General features: G+C 43.5%; 16 protein-coding genes. 7 read left to right on the forward strand and 9 right to left on the reverse strand.

Annotated elements, in window-relative coordinates; genetic code table 11:
• Positions 1–9: 9 nt before the first annotated feature.
• Positions 10–711, forward strand: coding sequence for a HesA/MoeB/ThiF family protein (locus JZY04_RS09975; RefSeq protein ID WP_005806426.1), 702 nt, complete (start codon positions 10–12; stop codon positions 709–711).
• Between the two features lie 61 nt (positions 712–772).
• The gene (locus tag JZY04_RS09980; RefSeq protein ID WP_005778065.1) at positions 773–1381 is read left to right on the forward strand and encodes a thiamine phosphate synthase; all 609 of its coding nucleotides are present in this window, start codon (positions 773–775) and stop codon (positions 1379–1381) included.
• Positions 1382–1461: 80 nt separating this feature from the next.
• Here JZY04_RS09980 and JZY04_RS09985 read toward each other — a convergent pair whose 3' ends face one another.
• From JZY04_RS09985 to ppdK, 3 genes are all read right to left on the reverse strand, one after another.
• Positions 1462–1977: an outer membrane beta-barrel protein gene (locus tag JZY04_RS09985; protein ID WP_005778068.1), complete on the reverse strand. Its 516-nt coding sequence runs from the start codon at positions 1975–1977 to the stop codon at positions 1462–1464.
• Positions 1978–2176: 199 nt separating this feature from the next.
• A complete protein-coding gene (locus JZY04_RS09990) occupies positions 2177–2746 on the reverse strand; it encodes a porin family protein (protein WP_022012391.1) in 570 nt (189 codons plus the stop codon).
• 201 nt (positions 2747–2947) lie between these two features.
• Positions 2948–5668, reverse strand: coding sequence for a pyruvate, phosphate dikinase (ppdK, locus tag JZY04_RS09995; protein WP_122142186.1), 2721 nt, complete (start codon positions 5666–5668; stop codon positions 2948–2950).
• A gap of 266 nt (positions 5669–5934) precedes the next feature.
• Between ppdK and rlmD the strand changes: the two genes are divergently transcribed.
• Entirely contained in the window at positions 5935–7353 is a 1419-nt protein-coding gene (rlmD, locus tag JZY04_RS10000; protein WP_005806432.1) for a 23S rRNA (uracil(1939)-C(5))-methyltransferase RlmD, read from the forward strand.
• Positions 7354–7363: 10 nt separating this feature from the next.
• Positions 7364–8281: an RluA family pseudouridine synthase gene (locus JZY04_RS10005; protein WP_122142187.1), complete on the forward strand. Its 918-nt coding sequence runs from the start codon at positions 7364–7366 to the stop codon at positions 8279–8281.
• Between the two features lie 68 nt (positions 8282–8349).
• On the opposite strand, the gene JZY04_RS10010 is transcribed toward JZY04_RS10005, so the two are convergent.
• Together JZY04_RS10010 and JZY04_RS10015 are read right to left on the reverse strand one after the other, a co-directional pair.
• Entirely contained in the window at positions 8350–8754 is a 405-nt protein-coding gene (locus JZY04_RS10010; protein ID WP_005778083.1) for a hypothetical protein, read from the reverse strand.
• 21 nt (positions 8755–8775) lie between these two features.
• Positions 8776–9219, reverse strand: a complete 444-nt coding sequence (locus JZY04_RS10015) for a hypothetical protein (protein WP_005806437.1) — start codon at positions 9217–9219, stop codon at positions 8776–8778.
• Positions 9220–10049: 830 nt separating this feature from the next.
• Between JZY04_RS10015 and map the strand changes: the two genes are divergently transcribed.
• Genes map through JZY04_RS10030 form a run of 3 tightly spaced genes read left to right on the forward strand, consistent with a single transcriptional unit; the run spans position 10050 to position 12913 of the window.
• The gene (gene map / locus JZY04_RS10020) at positions 10050–10904 is read left to right on the forward strand and encodes a type I methionyl aminopeptidase (RefSeq protein WP_005806458.1); all 855 of its coding nucleotides are present in this window, start codon (positions 10050–10052) and stop codon (positions 10902–10904) included.
• On the forward strand, positions 10905–12131 hold the full coding sequence (locus tag JZY04_RS10025) for a DNA recombination protein RmuC (protein ID WP_122142188.1): 1227 nt from the start codon (positions 10905–10907) through the stop codon (positions 12129–12131).
• 26 nt (positions 12132–12157) lie between these two features.
• Complete coding sequence (locus JZY04_RS10030; protein WP_122142189.1) at positions 12158–12913, forward strand: DUF169 domain-containing protein; 756 nt, start codon at positions 12158–12160, stop codon at positions 12911–12913.
• Positions 12914–12983: 70 nt separating this feature from the next.
• On the opposite strand, the gene JZY04_RS10035 is transcribed toward JZY04_RS10030, so the two are convergent.
• From JZY04_RS10035 to JZY04_RS10050, 4 genes are all read right to left on the reverse strand, one after another.
• Positions 12984–14630: a M56 family metallopeptidase gene (locus tag JZY04_RS10035; protein ID WP_250706930.1), complete on the reverse strand. Its 1647-nt coding sequence runs from the start codon at positions 14628–14630 to the stop codon at positions 12984–12986.
• Positions 14631–14634: 4 nt separating this feature from the next.
• Positions 14635–15000 (reverse strand): BlaI/MecI/CopY family transcriptional regulator, encoded by a 366-nt coding sequence (locus JZY04_RS10040; protein WP_005778094.1) that lies wholly within the window; start codon positions 14998–15000, stop codon positions 14635–14637.
• A 149-nt stretch (positions 15001–15149) separates the two neighbouring features.
• Positions 15150–16463 carry a Na+/H+ antiporter NhaA gene (gene nhaA, locus JZY04_RS10045; protein WP_005820467.1) on the reverse strand — a complete coding sequence of 438 codons (1314 nt, stop codon included), beginning with the start codon at positions 16461–16463 and terminating at the stop codon, positions 15150–15152.
• A 44-nt stretch (positions 16464–16507) separates the two neighbouring features.
• Positions 16508–17686, reverse strand: coding sequence for a sodium:proton antiporter (locus JZY04_RS10050; RefSeq protein ID WP_005778097.1), 1179 nt, complete (start codon positions 17684–17686; stop codon positions 16508–16510).
• Positions 17687–17764 lie beyond the last annotated feature (78 nt).

Below are 17764 nucleotides of genomic sequence, written 5' to 3' on the forward strand. Positions count from 1 at the left end.
AGACGAATCATGGAAAGATACAACAGGCAAATCATGCTTCCGGAAATAGGAGAAGCAGGACAAGCAAAACTCAAAGCTGCCAAAGTATTGATTGTGGGCGTAGGAGGACTGGGTTCTCCCATCGCCCTCTATCTGGCGGGTGCAGGAGTAGGTACCATCGGACTGGTGGATAACGATGAAGTAAGCCTCAGCAATCTGCAAAGGCAGGTGCTCTATACGGAAGAAGAGGTAGGAGACCTGAAAGCGATTTGCGCTTCACTGCGACTCAGTGCCCTGAACCGGGAAATAGAGGTAAATGCCTGTCCGGGACGGCTCAGCAAAGACAATGCCCGTGAATTGATAAGGCAGTACGACATCGTAGTGGACGGATGCGATAACTTTATCACCCGATATCTGATAAATGACGTCTGTGTAGAGTTGGGAAAACCTTATGTGTACGGTGCCATCTGTGGTTTCGAGGGACAGGTTTCTGTCTTTAACTACGGGAGCGGGGCACAACGGAAAACATACCGTGACCTCTATCCGGATGAAGAAGAGATGTTGCGTATGCCTCCCCCTCCCAAAGGGGTAGTCGGAGTAACACCGGCAGTGACGGGCAGTGTGGAAGCAACCGAAGTCCTGAAGATTATCTGCGGATTCGGCGAGGTTCTGGCAGGCAAACTATGGACAATTGACTTACGGACATTGCAATCTAACATATTTTCACTATAAAGGTTGGTTTCTGAGTAAGTTAATTACTAACTTTGCTAAACTTAACAGTTTAACAACAGAAATGAAACTTATCGTAGTAACGACGCCTACTTTCTTTGTAGAAGAAGATAAGATTATCACTGCTCTCTTTGAAGAGGGATTGGATATTCTGCATCTCAGGAAACCGGAAACGCCGGCTATGTATTCGGAACGCTTGCTCACACTGATTCCGGAAAAATATCATAAACGCATTGTCACCCATGAACACTTCTACCTGAAAGAAGAATTCAACCTGATGGGAATTCACCTGAATGCCCGCAACCCGAAAGAGCCGCATGACTACTCCGGGCATATCAGTTGTTCCTGCCACTCGGTGGAGGAAGTGAAAAACAAAAAACACTTTTACGACTATGTGTTTATGAGCCCGATTTACGACAGTATCTCAAAAGAAGGATATAACTCGCCTTACACGGCTGAAGAATTGCGTCAGGCAGGTAAAGACAAAATCATCGATGGCAAAGTAATGGCTTTGGGAGGCATCACGCCGGAGAATATACTGGAAGTAAAGGATTTCGGATTCGGAGGTGCAGTGGTTTTAGGAGACTTGTGGGGTAAATTCGATGCCTGTTCCGACAGAGATTATCTGGCAGTGATAGAACACTTCAAGAAACTGAAAAAGATGGCGGACTGAGTCAAAGAACAACGGACTAAATAAAATAGGGTGACTTCCTAATGAAGGGAAGCCACCCTATTTCGTTGAAACCTATTTGATTAAAATTCGTAATGGAATCCGAATGTTAAGTCTTCGCTACTTGCGCTAAAGCCGAATCCGCTGTTATTCATATAGTCGTCCTTATAACCCAAGAAACCACATTTGGCAACCAAACTGAAATGTTGGTTCAGTTTTATGGCAATACCCGGTTTCAGACCGATCTCAAAACCGTTTATTGCATCTCCACCATCTTTCACCTTAGTGGTAGCAAAGCCAAACCCACCATCGATAAACAGACGTACAATCTTGTTCTCGTAATAAGAAAAGCGTGCATAAGGAGCAATAGCAAAAGAATTAATCGTTTTATGACTTATATAATCATGGTTAAACTGGAGTTCAACGCCCAGTGCCCATTGTTCACTCAGGTTGTATCCGATTTCCGGAGCGAGCTTGAAAGAAGTAGTATTAGCGTCATCATTACGCCACAAACCTACGGTACCTCCCATGTAAATGTCCTGAGCTTTGACAGATAAAGTTGCAATAGCAACAAATAAAAACAATACAATCTTTTTCATCTTCTTAGTAGTTTTAATTAAATGTACCTATTTTGAAAACAAACAAAAGAATTATTTCACTTTTGTTTCGGGGCGCAAAAGTATAGTATATTCATTAATTAAACAACTATTTCCGCCATTATTCGCTGAGTGAATATAAAAGAAAAGCCGCTTGTAATTGATTTACAGCGGCTTCTCTATTTTAATATTTATCGGTTTCTCAGAACTTATAACCTACACTGATCGAAACATTCAGATTTTTACCATTTACGTCGTCCATTACATCGACAAATCCGAACTGGCCGTCAAGCCCTGCGATGATCTTGCCAAACTCCGCGGCAACACCGATACCCAAACCTACATCGCCACGTTTCAGCAGACCGTCGTCGCCAAAGGTATCAACTTCCAAACGTCCTTTACCTAAATCGACTTTAGAATTACCCCCGATACCGCAAGCAAAATAAGGACCGGCACTCAACACAATATTGGTATTATCGGCCACTTTGAAACGCGCCGCAGCCATAACCGGCAGTTCCAGATAAACAGCATTCACACTCAGTTCATCCTTCTTGACACCTTTGGAAGATACGAACAAAGAGGGTTGCAAAGACCAGATTTCATTAAATCCATACTCCATACCACCGCCTATCTTGAATCCTACTTTGGCATTCATGTCAAAATCACCGGTATAATTACTGATATTCATTCCCACCTTGGCATTCCAGCTCACTTGAGAAAAGCCCACAACCGAAACAAGGGCAAACAATACAAATACAAGATTTCTTTTCATAATTCTGTAATTTTAGTTTGTTAAAATATATAATAAGTAAGGTTTCATAAGATAAAGGAAATATTTTTATTTGAATTATACAAATATTCACTCTACATTTTATCCACTCCCCCTGCTTCTGCTTTCTCTTATTCTGTTTCCATAAAAAACGAGGCTACCCTTTCACGGGTAGCCTCGCCTAACCAGTTATCTGAAATCTATTTAGTCTTCAATAGCAGCTTGTGCCGCTGCCAGACGTGCAATAGGCACACGGAACGGAGAACAACTAACGTAATTCAAACCTACTTTATGGCAGAACTTCACAGATGAAGGCTCACCGCCATGTTCACCGCAGATACCGCATTTCAAATCCGGACGGATAGCACGCCCTTTTTCGGTTGCCATACGTACCAACTGGCCTACACCATTCTGGTCGAGTACCTGGAACGGGTCTACCTTTAGGATCTTCTTCTCCAGATAAACCGGAAGGAAAGAAGCGATATCGTCACGAGAGTAACCGAAAGTCATCTGAGTCAAGTCGTTGGTTCCGAACGAGAAGAACTCGGCAGACGAAGCGATACGGTCGGCAGTCAGAGCTGCACGAGGAATCTCGATCATGGTTCCAACCTTGAAGTCGATGCGGTCTCCCACCTCTTCGAAAAGCTTTTCTGCTTCGGCACGGATCACACTTTCCTGCTGCTGGAACTCGTAAAGAATACCTGTCAGCGGCACCATGATTTCGGGATGTGTTTCTATTCCTTCTTTCTTCAGTTCAAGAGCGGCACCCAAAATGGCACGAGTCTGCATCTGTGTGATTTCGGGATACGTATTTCCCAAACGGCAACCGCGGTGGCCCAACATCGGGTTGTGTTCGCAAAGTGATTCTACACGCTGCTGGATATATTGCAGGCTTACCCCCATCGTATCGGCCATTTCTTGCTGTCCTTTCAGATCGTGAGGAACGAATTCATGCAAAGGAGGATCAAGCAGGCGTACGGTCACCGGACAACCGGCCATAGCCTTAAAGATTCCTTTGAAGTCGGCTTGCTGATATGGAAGTATCTTAGCCAGTGCTTTGCGGCGCCCTTCAGCATTTTCTGCCAGAATCATTTCACGCATAGCCTTAATTTTTTCACCTTCAAAGAACATGTGTTCCGTACGGCAAAGGCCTATACCTACCGCACCGAAGTTACGGGCAACCTCAGCATCATGCGGAGTGTCGGCATTAGTACGTACTTGCAGGCGGGTATATTTATCGGCCAACTTCATCAAATCGGAAAAATCACCCGATAACTCAGCAGCCTTCGTTTCTACTTTACCTTGGTAAACTTCACCCGTACTACCGTTCAAAGAGATGAAATCACCCTCTTTCAGCAACACGCCGTCCACTTCTACTGTACGGGCTTTATAGTCGATGTTCAGTGCACCGGCTCCCGAAACACAACATTTACCCATACCGCGGGCAACCACGGCTGCATGTGAAGTCATACCTCCGCGTGCGGTCAAAATACCTTCAGCAACTGCCATACCGGCCAAATCTTCCGGTGATGTTTCAATACGAACCATTACGACACGTTTTCCGGCAGCATGCCATTCGGCAGCGTCGTCAGCAAAGAATACAATCTGACCGGTAGCAGCACCCGGAGAAGCCGGCAAACCGCGAGTCAACACTTTAGCCTGTTTCAAAGCAGACTTATCGAATACCGGGTGGAGTAATTCATCCAGCTTATTGGGTTCTACACGCATCAGGGCAGTCTTTTCATCAATCATTCCCTGACGGAACAGATCCATTGCGATTTTTACCATGGCAGCACCGGTACGTTTACCGTTACGTGTCTGAAGGAACCAAAGTTTGCCTTCCTGAACGGTGAACTCCATGTCCTGCATATCTTTATAGTGATTTTCGAGCTTAGTCTGCAATTCGTCCAGTTGTTTATATATTTCCGGCATTGCTTCTTCCATAGAAGGGTATTTCGAAGCACGCTCTTCTTCGCTCACACCGGCCAACTGGGCCCAACGCTGAGAACCGATCTTCGTGATCTGTTGCGGAGTACGGATTCCGGCAACAACGTCCTCGCCCTGTGCATTGATCAGGTATTCACCATTGAAAAGGTCCTCACCTGTGGCAGCATCGCGTGAGAAGCAAACACCTGTAGCAGAACCATCGCCCATATTACCGAATACCATTGCCTGAACACTTACGGCAGTACCCCATTCGTCAGGAATTCCCTCCATCTTACGGTACAGGATGGCACGTTCATTCATCCATGAATTAAATACGGCGCAAATTGCTCCCCAAAGCTGTTCATATGCACAAGTAGGGAAATCCTTGCCGGTCTGTGCTTTTACAGCAGCTTTAAATTTCTTCACGAGTTCTTTCAAGTCTTCTACCTCAAGCTCGTTATCCAATTTCACGCCTTTGGCATGTTTCACCTCTTCGATGATGGCTTCAAACGGATCCTGGTCTTCTTTGTTAACAGGCTTCATACCTAATACTACATCACCATACATCTGTACGAAACGGCGGTAAGAATCCCATGCAAAACGGGCATTTCCTGTTTTACGGGTCAAGCCTTCAACCACTTCATCGTTCAAACCCAGATTCAGGATCGTATCCATCATGCCCGGCATGGATGCACGTGCACCCGAACGCACAGAAACCAGCAACGGATTCTCTACGTCACCAAATTTTGAACGCATCAGGTTCTCTATATTTGCAATGGCTTTTTCTACTTCTTCTTTCAGGAGAGATACGACCTTTTCCTGTCCCATCTCGTAATATTCGGTACAAACGTCAGTTGTAATTGTGAAGCCCGGAGGTACGGGGACACCGATCAGATTCATTTCGGCAAGGTTCGCACCTTTACCCCCAAGTAAGTTTCGCATACCGGCTTTTCCTTCTGCCAGTCCATTACCAAAGGTATAAACTCTTTTTTTGTCCATAATACGATTTTAAAGTTATTAGTTGTGATTCTTTTCTGTTCGCAAATCTAAGGATATTTCGCAAACCAGAAAACTTTTATATGAAAAACTTTCTATCAAAATGCAATTTCGACATTGCAATCTGCATTATTTCACTTCATATAGAGAAATACGAAAAAAAATACCTACTTTTGCGAAAGATTTTATTAATATGGCGTAGAATGGTGATTTTATATATTCACGCTTTATACATAAAGAAATCATTTTAATATAATTCAAGGAGTATTGTGGCTAGAAAGAAAAAAGAACTTCCCCTGCTGGAGAAGGTGACAATAACGGATGTGGCTGCCGAAGGAAAAGCCATCGCAAAAGTAAATGACCTGGTAGTTTTTGTGCCTTACGTAGTGCCGGGCGATGTGGTGGATCTGCAAGTCAAAAGAAAAAAGAATAAATATGCCGAGGCCGAAGCGGTGAAGTTTCACGAACTCTCGCCGATACGTGCCGTTCCTTTTTGCCAACACTATGGCGTATGCGGCGGATGCAAATGGCAGGTATTGCCTTACGCCGAACAAATCAAATACAAACAGAAACAGGTGGAAGATAACCTCCGTCGCATCGGCAAGATCGAATTACCGGAGATCTCTCCTATCCTGGGATCTGCCAAAACCGAATTTTATCGGAACAAACTGGAATTTACCTTCTCAAACAAACGCTGGCTGACAGCAGAAGAAGTGAAACAGGATGTAAAGTACGACCAGATGAATGCAGTAGGATTCCATATCCCGGGAGCATTCGACAAAGTGCTGGCTATCGAAAAGTGTTGGTTACAAGACGATATTTCCAATCGCATCCGAAACACAATCCGTGATTATGCTTACGAGCACAATTACTCTTTCATCAACCTTCGTTCACAGGAAGGAATGCTCCGCAACATGATTGTGCGTACTTCAAGTACCGGCGAACTGATGGTAATTCTGATTTGTAAAATTACCGAAGAGCATGAAATGGATCTCTTCAAACAGTTATTGCAGTATGTGGCCGACCAATTTCCGGAAATAACCTCTCTCCTATACATTATTAATAATAAATGCAACGACACCATCAATGATCTCGATGTACACGTATTCCGTGGCAACGACCATATCTTTGAAGAGATGGAGGGCCTGCGTTTCAAAGTGGGACCGAAATCGTTCTATCAGACCAATTCGGGGCAGGCATACAACCTCTATAAGGTAGCGCGCGACTTTGCCGGATTAACGGGTGGCGAACTGGTGTATGACCTGTATACCGGAACAGGAACCATTGCTAACTTTGTATCGCGACAGGCACGGCAAGTGATCGGCATCGAATACGTGCCCGAAGCCATTGAAGATGCGAAAGTAAATGCGGAAATTAACGGAATAGAGAATACGTTGTTCTTTGCCGGAGACATGAAGGATATCCTGACTCAGGACTTCATCAATCAGTATGGACGTCCAGACGTAATTATCACCGATCCTCCCCGGGCAGGAATGCATCAGGATGTGGTAGACGTAATCTTGTTTGCCGAACCAAAACGAATTGTATATGTTAGTTGTAATCCGGCAACGCAAGCCCGTGATCTTCAGTTGCTCGACGTTAAATACCGTGTGAAAGCAGTGCAACCGGTAGATATGTTCCCACATACCCATCACGTGGAAAACGTAGTGCTGCTCGAACTTAAATAAGGAAACAAATATGAAAAGAATGAAACGAACTCCGGCCGAAAAGGCACGTGCGCAATATACAGGTTATCTGGTGAAAGAGCCTATGGAACTAATGGACTTCCTCGCAGCGAAAATGCCTGATGCCAGCCGTACCAAATTAAAGTCACTACTCAGCAAACGAATCGTACTGGTTGACAATGTGATTACGACACAATTCAACTTCCCTCTGCAACCGGGCATGAAAGTGCTTATCAGCAAAGATAAGAATAAAAAGGAATTCCGTCATCCGCTGCTGAAAATCGTCTATGAAGACACTTATATCATCGTAGTAGAGAAAAAAGAAGGCTTACTCTCTGTTGGCACCGACCGGCAGAAGGAACGCACAGCACAGCATATCTTAAGTGAATATGTGGGGCGTTCGGGGCGTGGAAACCGTATTTTTGTAGTTCATCGTCTGGATCGTGACACCTCAGGATTGATGATGTTTGCCAAAGATGAAAAGACACAACGTACACTGCGTGACCACTGGCATGACATCGTGACGGACCGTCGTTATGTAGCAGTAGTTACCGGCGAGATGGAAAAGGACAGCGACACCGTCGTATCCTGGTTGACAGACCGTACCTTATATGTCAGTTCAAGCAGCTACGATGACGGTGGTTCCAAATCAATCACCCACTATCGCACTATCAAACGCGCCAATGGATATTCATTGGTAGAACTGCGACTGGAAACCGGACGTAAAAATCAGATACGTGTACATATGCAGGATTTAGGGCATCCTCTGATCGGAGACGGGCGTTACGGTATCGACGGCGGTCCCAATCCTCTCGGGCGTCTGGCGTTGCATGCTTTCAAACTTTGTTTCTATCATCCGGTAACAGATCAGCTGATGGAATTTGAAACTCCTTATCCCCCGGCATTCAAGAAATTGTTTCTCAGAAAATGATACTAAAATGGGCGTGAAACAACTATTTCACGCCCATTTTGATATATCTCACCTGTCAAATATAAGTATTATTCCATCCTAAGCTCAAAATTAAAACCCGGTGCATTGTCCGAAAGATAAAAGATACCGCTCAGCCGATCTCCGTATACTCTTACGTCATCCATAAAAGAAATACCGTTAGTTCCGTAATCCAACACTAAATTACGATTATAAGAGTCGCCCCAATACCACCGGAAACGATACTGATCATACAAAGCGCCATCAGAAGCATAAAACTGGGTTTCCACCCCAAAACCGTCAAGCCCGAATTCAAAGGTACTAAACAAGGCTTCACCGTTATCGGCATTCATCCCCACATCGCCTGTCCATGCCCGTCCGGCAATGACATATTCAATCTCTCCCTGATCGTCTTCACAAGATGCCAGTCCGACAGCCAGCAGCAGTACCAGCAGAATCTTTAAATAGCCTTTCATCTTTCTATCTCCTTTTCTAAATTAGTTTCTGTTGTATTTTGAATCAACAAATACAACGACCTTTCCGTTCAGCTTTCCGGAAAGATTATGTTCGCGCACCCACACATTATCAAAATAAGTCATCCCGTTTACGCCATAGTCAAAAACAATTCCTTCCATCGAATCGTCTATCCAGGACCAAGTCAGATTATTTGTTTCTGTCCGGTAAGGTTGGTTTTCATTCAAATGATAATAAGCATAAGTTTCTGCCAGCCGTCCGCTATCATCAAACTTCAATGTATGGCGCACCCATTCATCCGCATCATTTTTATCAGAATCATTCACCCAAGTCTTTCCGCATAACTTTGCATTACTGTTTCGCAAATAATCATCTGAATAATACTTGTCGCCACAAGAGCTCAAGCCTACTATAGCTACCAATAAAAGCAGCGTCTTCATAAAATTCAATGTCTTCATAAGTGTCATTTGTCATTAAATTAATAATACAAGGGACAAATATAAGGATTGTTTTCTAATAAAAAGGAAATAGGATTAATAAAAACATTTCAAACAAATAAAAACCACATTGTTCGCTTCGGAGGCATTCTGTTTACCTTACCTGAATTTTCAAAAAGAAACCTTTAAGAGGAAGTAAGCTACAGATTGCTTCATTTATAGAAGAATCGCTAACTCTATATAGAAACAAAAGTCCTCAGATAGAACTTATATTTAATAGAAAACGGATAAAAAAAAGAAATAACATACACTTTTATCACTAATCTAATGATAAATATGCAAAAACACTTAGACCTTTATTAATATCCTCTAAGTCTTTTGTTAACTTCATCCAAGTCTTTTATTAACTTCGTCTAAGTATTTTGCTAACTTCATCCGAGTATTTGCTAATTTCATAATCCCCAAAGACGTTTCCCACTGTATAAGACCACTTTTTTTATTTATTAGCACTCGCAGAAGCAATCATACAAAAATAACATATATGTGCATAAACATAGGAATTCATAACACAATAAACGATATTAGAACTATCAATAAACGATATCACAGTAAAACAATGGAATAACATTCTTTTTGAATTATACAAATTCCGCTATTTCGCGTTCTTTTCCACAAGGATTGATATAGGACCTGAAAAATCAAATCTGAGCAGCATTAAAATACAAAATGACAAAATGAGTTATTGAGTATTAATTGCTGCTTTTCACCTCCGACTCGCAGAAATAATCTTTCCCGATACACAGCATTTCCCCTTTTTATTCCCTACATTTGTGCTACGAATAAAAAATCAAGATAGTAAAATGAAAAAGTTTATTAAAGGAGTCCGGTTTACTCCTTCCAATTATCCGGATGAAATAGAAGATAAGATACAGAAATACAGAAAACAAGGCTATAAACTTCCCCCACGCAAAGTGCTCCGTACGCCGGAACAGATTGAAGGTATCCGTGAAAGTGCCAAAATCAATACGGCGCTGCTTGACCACATCGCGGAAAACATTCGTGAAGGAATGCCTACAGAAGAGATCGACCGATTGGTTTATGATTTCACAACAGCTCACGGTGCTATTCCCGCCCCTCTCAATTATGAAGGATTCCCTAAAAGCGTCTGTACCAGTATCAATGATGTGGTATGCCACGGAATACCCAGTCCGACCGAATTTCTGCAAAGCGGAGATATAGTCAACGTGGACGTATCGACTATTTACAAAGGCTATTTCTCCGATGCATCACGTATGTTCATGATCGGTGAAGTCAGTCCGGAAAAACAAAGACTGGTGCAAGTTACCAGAGAGTGTATGGAAATCGGTATAGCAGCCGCACAGCCTTGGGCACGGTTAGGAGATGTGGGTGCCGCTATTCAGGAACATGCCGAGAAGAACGGTTATAGCGTGGTCCGTGACTTATGCGGGCACGGAGTAGGTATCAAATTCCATGAAGAACCCGACGTAGAACACTTCGGACGCCGGGGAACAGGAATGTTAATTCTTCCGGGCATGACTTTCACCATCGAACCGATGATCAATATGGGAACGTATGAGGTCTTTGTCGACTCTGCTGATGACTGGACAGTCTGCACAGACGACGGATTGCCGTCTGCACAATGGGAAAATATGATTCTGATTACTGAAACCGGAAACGAAATATTGACTTATTAAATGGAACTGACTCTCCTCTTGATTATTGCAGCCTTGCTGGTTGTCCAGCTTGTATTGACACTAACCCGCAACAATCGCTCGCAAAGCGAAGAGATGCAACGGGCATTGCGTCAACAAATGCAGGAAAACCGGGAAGAGTTGAATCGCAGCATTCGTGAGTTGCGCATGGAAATGACGCAAACCCTGAATCAGGGTTTACAACAGTTGCAGGACGCCATGCATAAGAACATGATGACCACCGGAGAACTGCAACGCCAGAAGTTCGACGCAATGGCACGTCAGCAGGAAACGCTGATACAGTCTACTGAGAAGCGTCTGGATGACATGCGCGTGATGGTTGAAGAGAAATTACAAAAGACTCTTAACGAACGTATCGGACAGTCCTTCGAGATAGTCCGTTCGCAACTTGAAAACGTGCAAAAAGGCCTGGGAGAAATGAAGTCTCTCGCACAAGATGTGGGTGGTCTCAAGAAAGTTCTGAGCAACGTGAAAATGCGCGGGACTTTTGGAGAAGTCCAGTTAGGTGCTCTTCTGGAGCAGATGATGAGTCCCGAACAGTATGAAGCAAATGTCAAGACCAAGAAGAGCGGAACCGAATTTGTAGAGTTCGCCATCAAACTTCCCGGGAAAGACGATGCAAACAGTACCATTTATCTGCCAATCGATGCAAAATTTCCAAAAGATGTTTACGAGCAATATTATGATGCCTTTGAGGCAGGTGACGCTGTACTGATGGAATCATGCGGGCGTCAACTGGAAACAACCATAAAAAAGATGGCAAAGGATATTCATGACAAGTATGTCGACCCACCGTTTACAACGGACTTCGCCATCCTGTTCCTCCCCTTTGAAAGCATTTATGCAGAAGTAATCCGCCGCACAACTTTAGTGGAAACACTACAAAAGGATTTCAAGATTGTCGTAACCGGGCCAACTACTTTGGGAGCTATACTGAACAGCCTGCAAATGGGATTCCGGACACTTGCCATACAGAAACGTACTGGTGAAGTATGGACTGTACTGGGAGCCGTAAAAACTGAATTCGGAAAATTCGGAGGACTGCTCGAGAAGGTGCAGAAGAATCTGCAAAGTGCAGGTGACCAATTGGAAGAAGTAATGGGAAAACGCACCCGCGCCATCGAACGCAAGCTCCGGCAGGTCGAAGAGCTCCCACACGAAGAAAGCCGGAAAATCTTACCGATTGACGATGGCGGAGAAGATGATTAATTGATAAAACAACGAGATATAAGGTCATGGAAACAACACTTAAGGATCAGTTCATTACCTTGTGGGATACTTATTTTCCACAAGCCGGACTCCCCATAACATTTGAATACTCGGCAGATACACAGAATCTTCCGGTAGTGGAAGCTCCGAAAGGACATCGGTGTATCATTGCCCAACTGACACAAGTACAACGAGGAAAAACTCTCTGTATACAGGCAGATTCTGTGGGATGCCGGGGTGGAAAACGGTATACAAGCTTTACGGACAAGATGTTCCCCGGGTTTGAATGTTTCCTTTCACACAATGGGCAAGGAGAAGGAGAACGATACAAACAAACGCCGGAATTGGCTGCGGAGGCTCTGGCACAGTTACCCGTACTTCCTATCAAGGGGGAAAACCTGATTTTCAAGCGTTGGGACAAACTGGAAGCAGAAGACACACCGGAAGTGGTTATTTTCTTTGCATCTGCCGATGTTCTCTCCGGATTGTTCACACTGGCTTGTTTTGACAATGCAGATCCTGATGCAGTAATTGCTCCTTTCGGTGCAGGCTGTGCCTCCATTATCTATCATCCGTACCGGGAACAACTGAACGGAACCAATCGGGCAGTGTTAGGATCATTCGACCCTTCGGCACGCAAATGTATGAAATCCGATCTTTTGTCTTTTGCCATTCCATTTAACAAATTCAAAAAAATGGTGTTGCAAATGGAAGAAAGCTTCCTGAAGACAGCTACGTGGGAAACTATTAAAAAGAGAATGAACAAATCCAATCAGTCTTAAATAAAAGAGCTATTCCGGAGAGTTGTTTCACCGGAATAGCTCTTATCAAAGTAACCGAAACCGGTTCTTCTTACCAGTTCTCTCTGAGTATCTGTTTCATTTTCAACACTGTCCCCATATTACATTCACGATCAACCTTGACCCTCACACTAAGTTTCCGACCATCTTTCAGTTTCTCCCGATAATCGGTTACTGCCTGTTGTAACTCCTCTGCCGTAGGATTCTTCAATTCTTTAAGCAAATCCTTACCGGACATAAAATTCAACTCGATCCCACTCAGACAATCTCCACTTTGGGAGCCAAACTTCTTCAAATTCTCATATTGCGAAACAACGATGGGGAATTCCTTGTCAAGGAAATCTTTACTATCATTACCCGAAGCAATAGCAATGCTGTCACGTATTTCGGTATATGCATCGTAAACCGCCTGCAATGCCTGCCTTGCTTCATCCACGTTGGTTCCTCTGTCACACCAGAACCCAACAATCTGTTCGTCTTTACGACCAGACTTTTCTTTCTCTCTCCGTTGTTTATACAAAAGCTTTTCCTTAACTTTATCCTTCAGATTTTCTTTGAGAACATAATCTCCATCGAACAGCATCACATTCCTGGCATTCATTAGCAATTGATTCATCCGGTTCTCAGGGGTAGTAGGGGCAACCTTCTTTCCAAATTTCCGAAGGTTGTAGGCCTCCTCTTCATTCCTCAACAGTTTCGACAGAGTTTGATAATCCATTGCTTGTTTCTGGTGCAGTCCGGGCACTGTCTGTACAAATGTCTCCTTCACTTCGGGCCGGGCGAACGCATAAAACGTTCCGGCCATCACGGGCACAAAAAGCAACAGCTTCAAACGTGCCCACCCATTGGTTCTTTCTTTCAACATCATGGTGATTCGGTTTTTAAGTTTACTGTGATTGAAACCGTTGGCCATAGAGTAGAGCCTTGTACCAACGGCCTTTTTCACTAACAAAAGTTGATATCTCGTTGCATCGATGCCATTATTTATCACTCCGTCGTCTGCCTCAAATTCGTGAACTTCCTGTAACTCACGTTTCAACAGCCACATGGCCGGATTAAACCAGAATAGAATGAGAAGAAGTTGAATCCACAATAAATCCAGCGTATGCCAACTACGCAAATGCATCACTTCATGCAGCAGAATTTCTTGTGAATGACCATAATCCGCTTCAGAAATCACAATAACCCTCCCCCAGCTAAAAGAACCTACCGTTTGAGAAGTCAATGCCAATGTATACTTTCCGTATCTGCTCCTCCTGGCATGTAATATCAGACCCCACATACGAATCGCAGACAGTACAAAGCCTAAGAACACTACGACGCTCCCTATCAAATAGACAACTCCCCCTACTCTTATTAATTCATGCCGGAATGTGATATCAGGAGAAGTATGTCGTACCCTTTCAGGCGAGTTTGCCAACCGCCCCATTCCTCCTTCCTGAACCAACTCCAACGAAGAATCGGAATAACCTTCTTCCACCAATACACGATGGATGACCTGAAAAGGAGTATGGAAGAGATGCTCTTCCTCAGTAGTAAACTCCATCAAAGGGAGGACGACACATACCGACATCCCCACCAGCAATGTCAATCGGTTAAAGCGAAAGAAAGTGCTGCGGCTCAGCAACGCCCGATAAAACACATAAAATAATATCAGGCAGAAAGCTGACTTGAACAGGTAAAACAAGAAAGCTCCCATAAGATTATTTTTTACGTCCTTGTTCTATCTGGCGAATCAAAGCTTTCAGGTCTTCAACAGATAACCCTTCTTCCTCAATAAATGCCGATACAACATTGGTGTAGGAATTATCATAATATTGGGAAACAACTTCATGAAGAGCGGAGCGCTTATACTGCTTCTCTGAGATCAAGGCAAAATACTGATAGGTATTGCCATAAGCTTTATATCCGACAAACCCTTTCTCTTCAAGACCCCGTACGATAGTAGATACTGTATTATAATGGGGTTTGGGCTCGTCATAATACTTCAGAAGTTCACGGACAAACATTGCACCTTCTTTCCAGAATATGCGCATGATCTCTTCTTCTTTGGCAGTAAGTCTTTTCATCGTAATTAAGAATTAAAAGGTTCTGATACCACAAAGATAATAAATCATTCAGAACAAACAACTACAACCATTAGTTATTCAACTAATGCCATAAGTTATTTAACTAATCTTAGCAGGAGATTAGAAGTCTACCTTATTATATAAGAAAATTATCTTTTCCGGGGCAAGACCCAATGCAAAACCAGATATCCCAATATACCTGCTATTACCGTACCGGACAAAACACCGAGTTTAGCTTGGTTCAACAATACGGGGTGAGTGGAGCCAAACGAAAGATTGGCAATAAAAAGTGATACCGTAAAACCAATGCCTCCCAATAATGCCACTCCGGATATGTTCTTCCAGTTCATCCCTAAAGGCATTGGAGTGAGTCCACTCTTGATGGCCAACCAGGTAAAAGAATAAATCCCAAGAAACTTGCCAGCCAACAGCCCCAGAGCAACCGCATAGGTAACTCCGCCAATGACCTCGCCTTCACCACTGAACATAACACCGGCATTGACAAAAGCAAATAATGGAAGAACAAGGTAATTCACCGCACCATGAAGATTATCTTCAAGTGATTGAAGCGGACTGATGACTCTGTCGGAAGCCGACTCAACCTCCTTCAGCTTAGCTATCTGCTGGTTGGTCAATACGATATTGTTTGCTCCCATTTCGGGAAATGTACTGATAATACGCCGGATACGCTCAATATAAGTACCGACATTCAACTGAGGTTTAGCGGGAATGACAAAAGCCAGAATGACACCGGAAATCGTACTATGGATACCCGATTGCAGGAAAAGATACCAGATAACCACCCCAACGACTAAGAAGAAAATCTTATTAGTGGCTCCTTTCTTACCTATAAAATATAACAGTACGTAAAGTAATGCCGCCCATAACAAATACTCATAAGCCACATGTGAACTGTAAAAGATAGCAATCACCAAAATACCGCCTATATCATCGACTACCGCAAAAGCTGTAAGGAAGATTTTCAAACTTAGCGGCACACGCTTGCCCAACAGACTGAGTACTCCCAAGGAAAAGGCAATATCGGTCGCCATGGGGATAGCCAACCCTTGTCCTCCTTCAGTGCCCGGAGCACAAATCATGGAATAGATTACAACAGGCACTACCATTCCGCCACATGCGGCTATGAATGGCAGTGCAGCTTTACGAAACGAAGAAAGCTCACCTACCAGCAACTCCCTCTTAATCTCCAACCCGACCATCAGGAAAAAAATCGTCATCAATCCGTCATTGATGAACTCAATCATTGTCAGATTGTGTCCCGCATGCGAAAGTAAATTAAAGCCTCCGATACGGAAATGAAGTTCGTGCGACAAAAATTCCTGATACACCGGTGCCACAGGAGAGTTAGCAATTACCGCAGCAGCAATCGCTGTTACAAATAATAAAATACTCGCCGTAATATTCATCGACGAGAAATCCTTCATCGAACGTAAAACTGTCATAATATGTATTTATAGAATTAGGTTTAAGTAACTTTATGCCTTTGCTAAGTTGTATAACTCCGCAATGCCAACTTCTTCACCCATAGAACAAAGATGCCGGTCAGAATCAGGTTTAACACGATCGTAAGCACTGAGATCACTAAAGCAGGGCCACCCAGATTGTATCCAAGGGCAATAAAAATAATTCCGGCTCCTACTTCACCACGGGTAAACATACCGATAGAAAGTGCCAGTCGTTCGCTGAACTTCCGGTCCCGGTAAAAGAATACGGGGAATAACTTACCTATGTTTGAAAGCAGTGAAACAATCAACACATGCAACGTTATCATTCCCCATGACATCATTTCCTGTGAGCCTGTCACCGAATGGGTTCCGGCATGCGTCTCTGCAAAGTTCACCCCAATAAAATGCGGCATACTGAGTCCGACTAAAAACATAAACAGGAACGAGACTCCCGTCGAAACTTTGTGCTCCACCGGAGTATCTATCTCTTTATGTTTCATGATCATACCCAGCACAAAAGCCGGCAACAGCACTTCGATATGAATGCTGCCCTCTTCGCCATACAACTGCTTGCTGAAGTAATAAACAGCCTGTGTAGCAACGAAAACAAGTACCGAATAGCCCATTATCGCTTTCCAGTCCTGACGCCAGTTATATTTGCCCAACTGTTTCCAACCTAATGAAAGCAGCAAAAAGACGATAAAGATAACCACAATCAGTTGCCAGCGCATACCGATCATCATTATCTGCAGAGGAATCATCAATAAAATCGTATCAAGGTCATCGAAGATAGCCAGCACCTGAATCTTTTTATAAATCCAACTTGACTTAAGTCCGATAGCAGCGAGCATTGTGAAAAGGATACCTGCCGACGTAGGAGCGGCAAAACGGCTTAACAGCAAATTCTCTTTCCACGCCTCCCAACTATTCCAAAACTCAGGAGGAAGAAGTACAAACACATAATAAAGGGCAATCAGGAACCAAGGCATAGCGGCAGTAGCCATCGCAATAAAATAATCTTCAGCGTAACTTCGCCAACGGGTCTTATCTACTTCAAACTCACGCCCGACATTAATCATAATAAAACTCAGGCAGACATAAAGAAGAATACTAGATACAGTTTTTACAGCAGCATATCCTTCACCTGCCAATGATGGCAGGAATTGTGATAGTAAAAGGCCAATAATCAAAAAGGCCGAAAAAGACAGAACTTTTCTCATTTTTATTGTTTATCGTTGTTTTAAAGGCAATTGCCAGGGAAAGCTCTGCGGACAGATGGCAATTACCTGGTATATTAG

The organism is Bacteroides sp. 11BF, assembly GCF_019633765.1.
Classification (GTDB): domain Bacteria; phylum Bacteroidota; class Bacteroidia; order Bacteroidales; family Bacteroidaceae; genus Bacteroides; species Bacteroides hominis.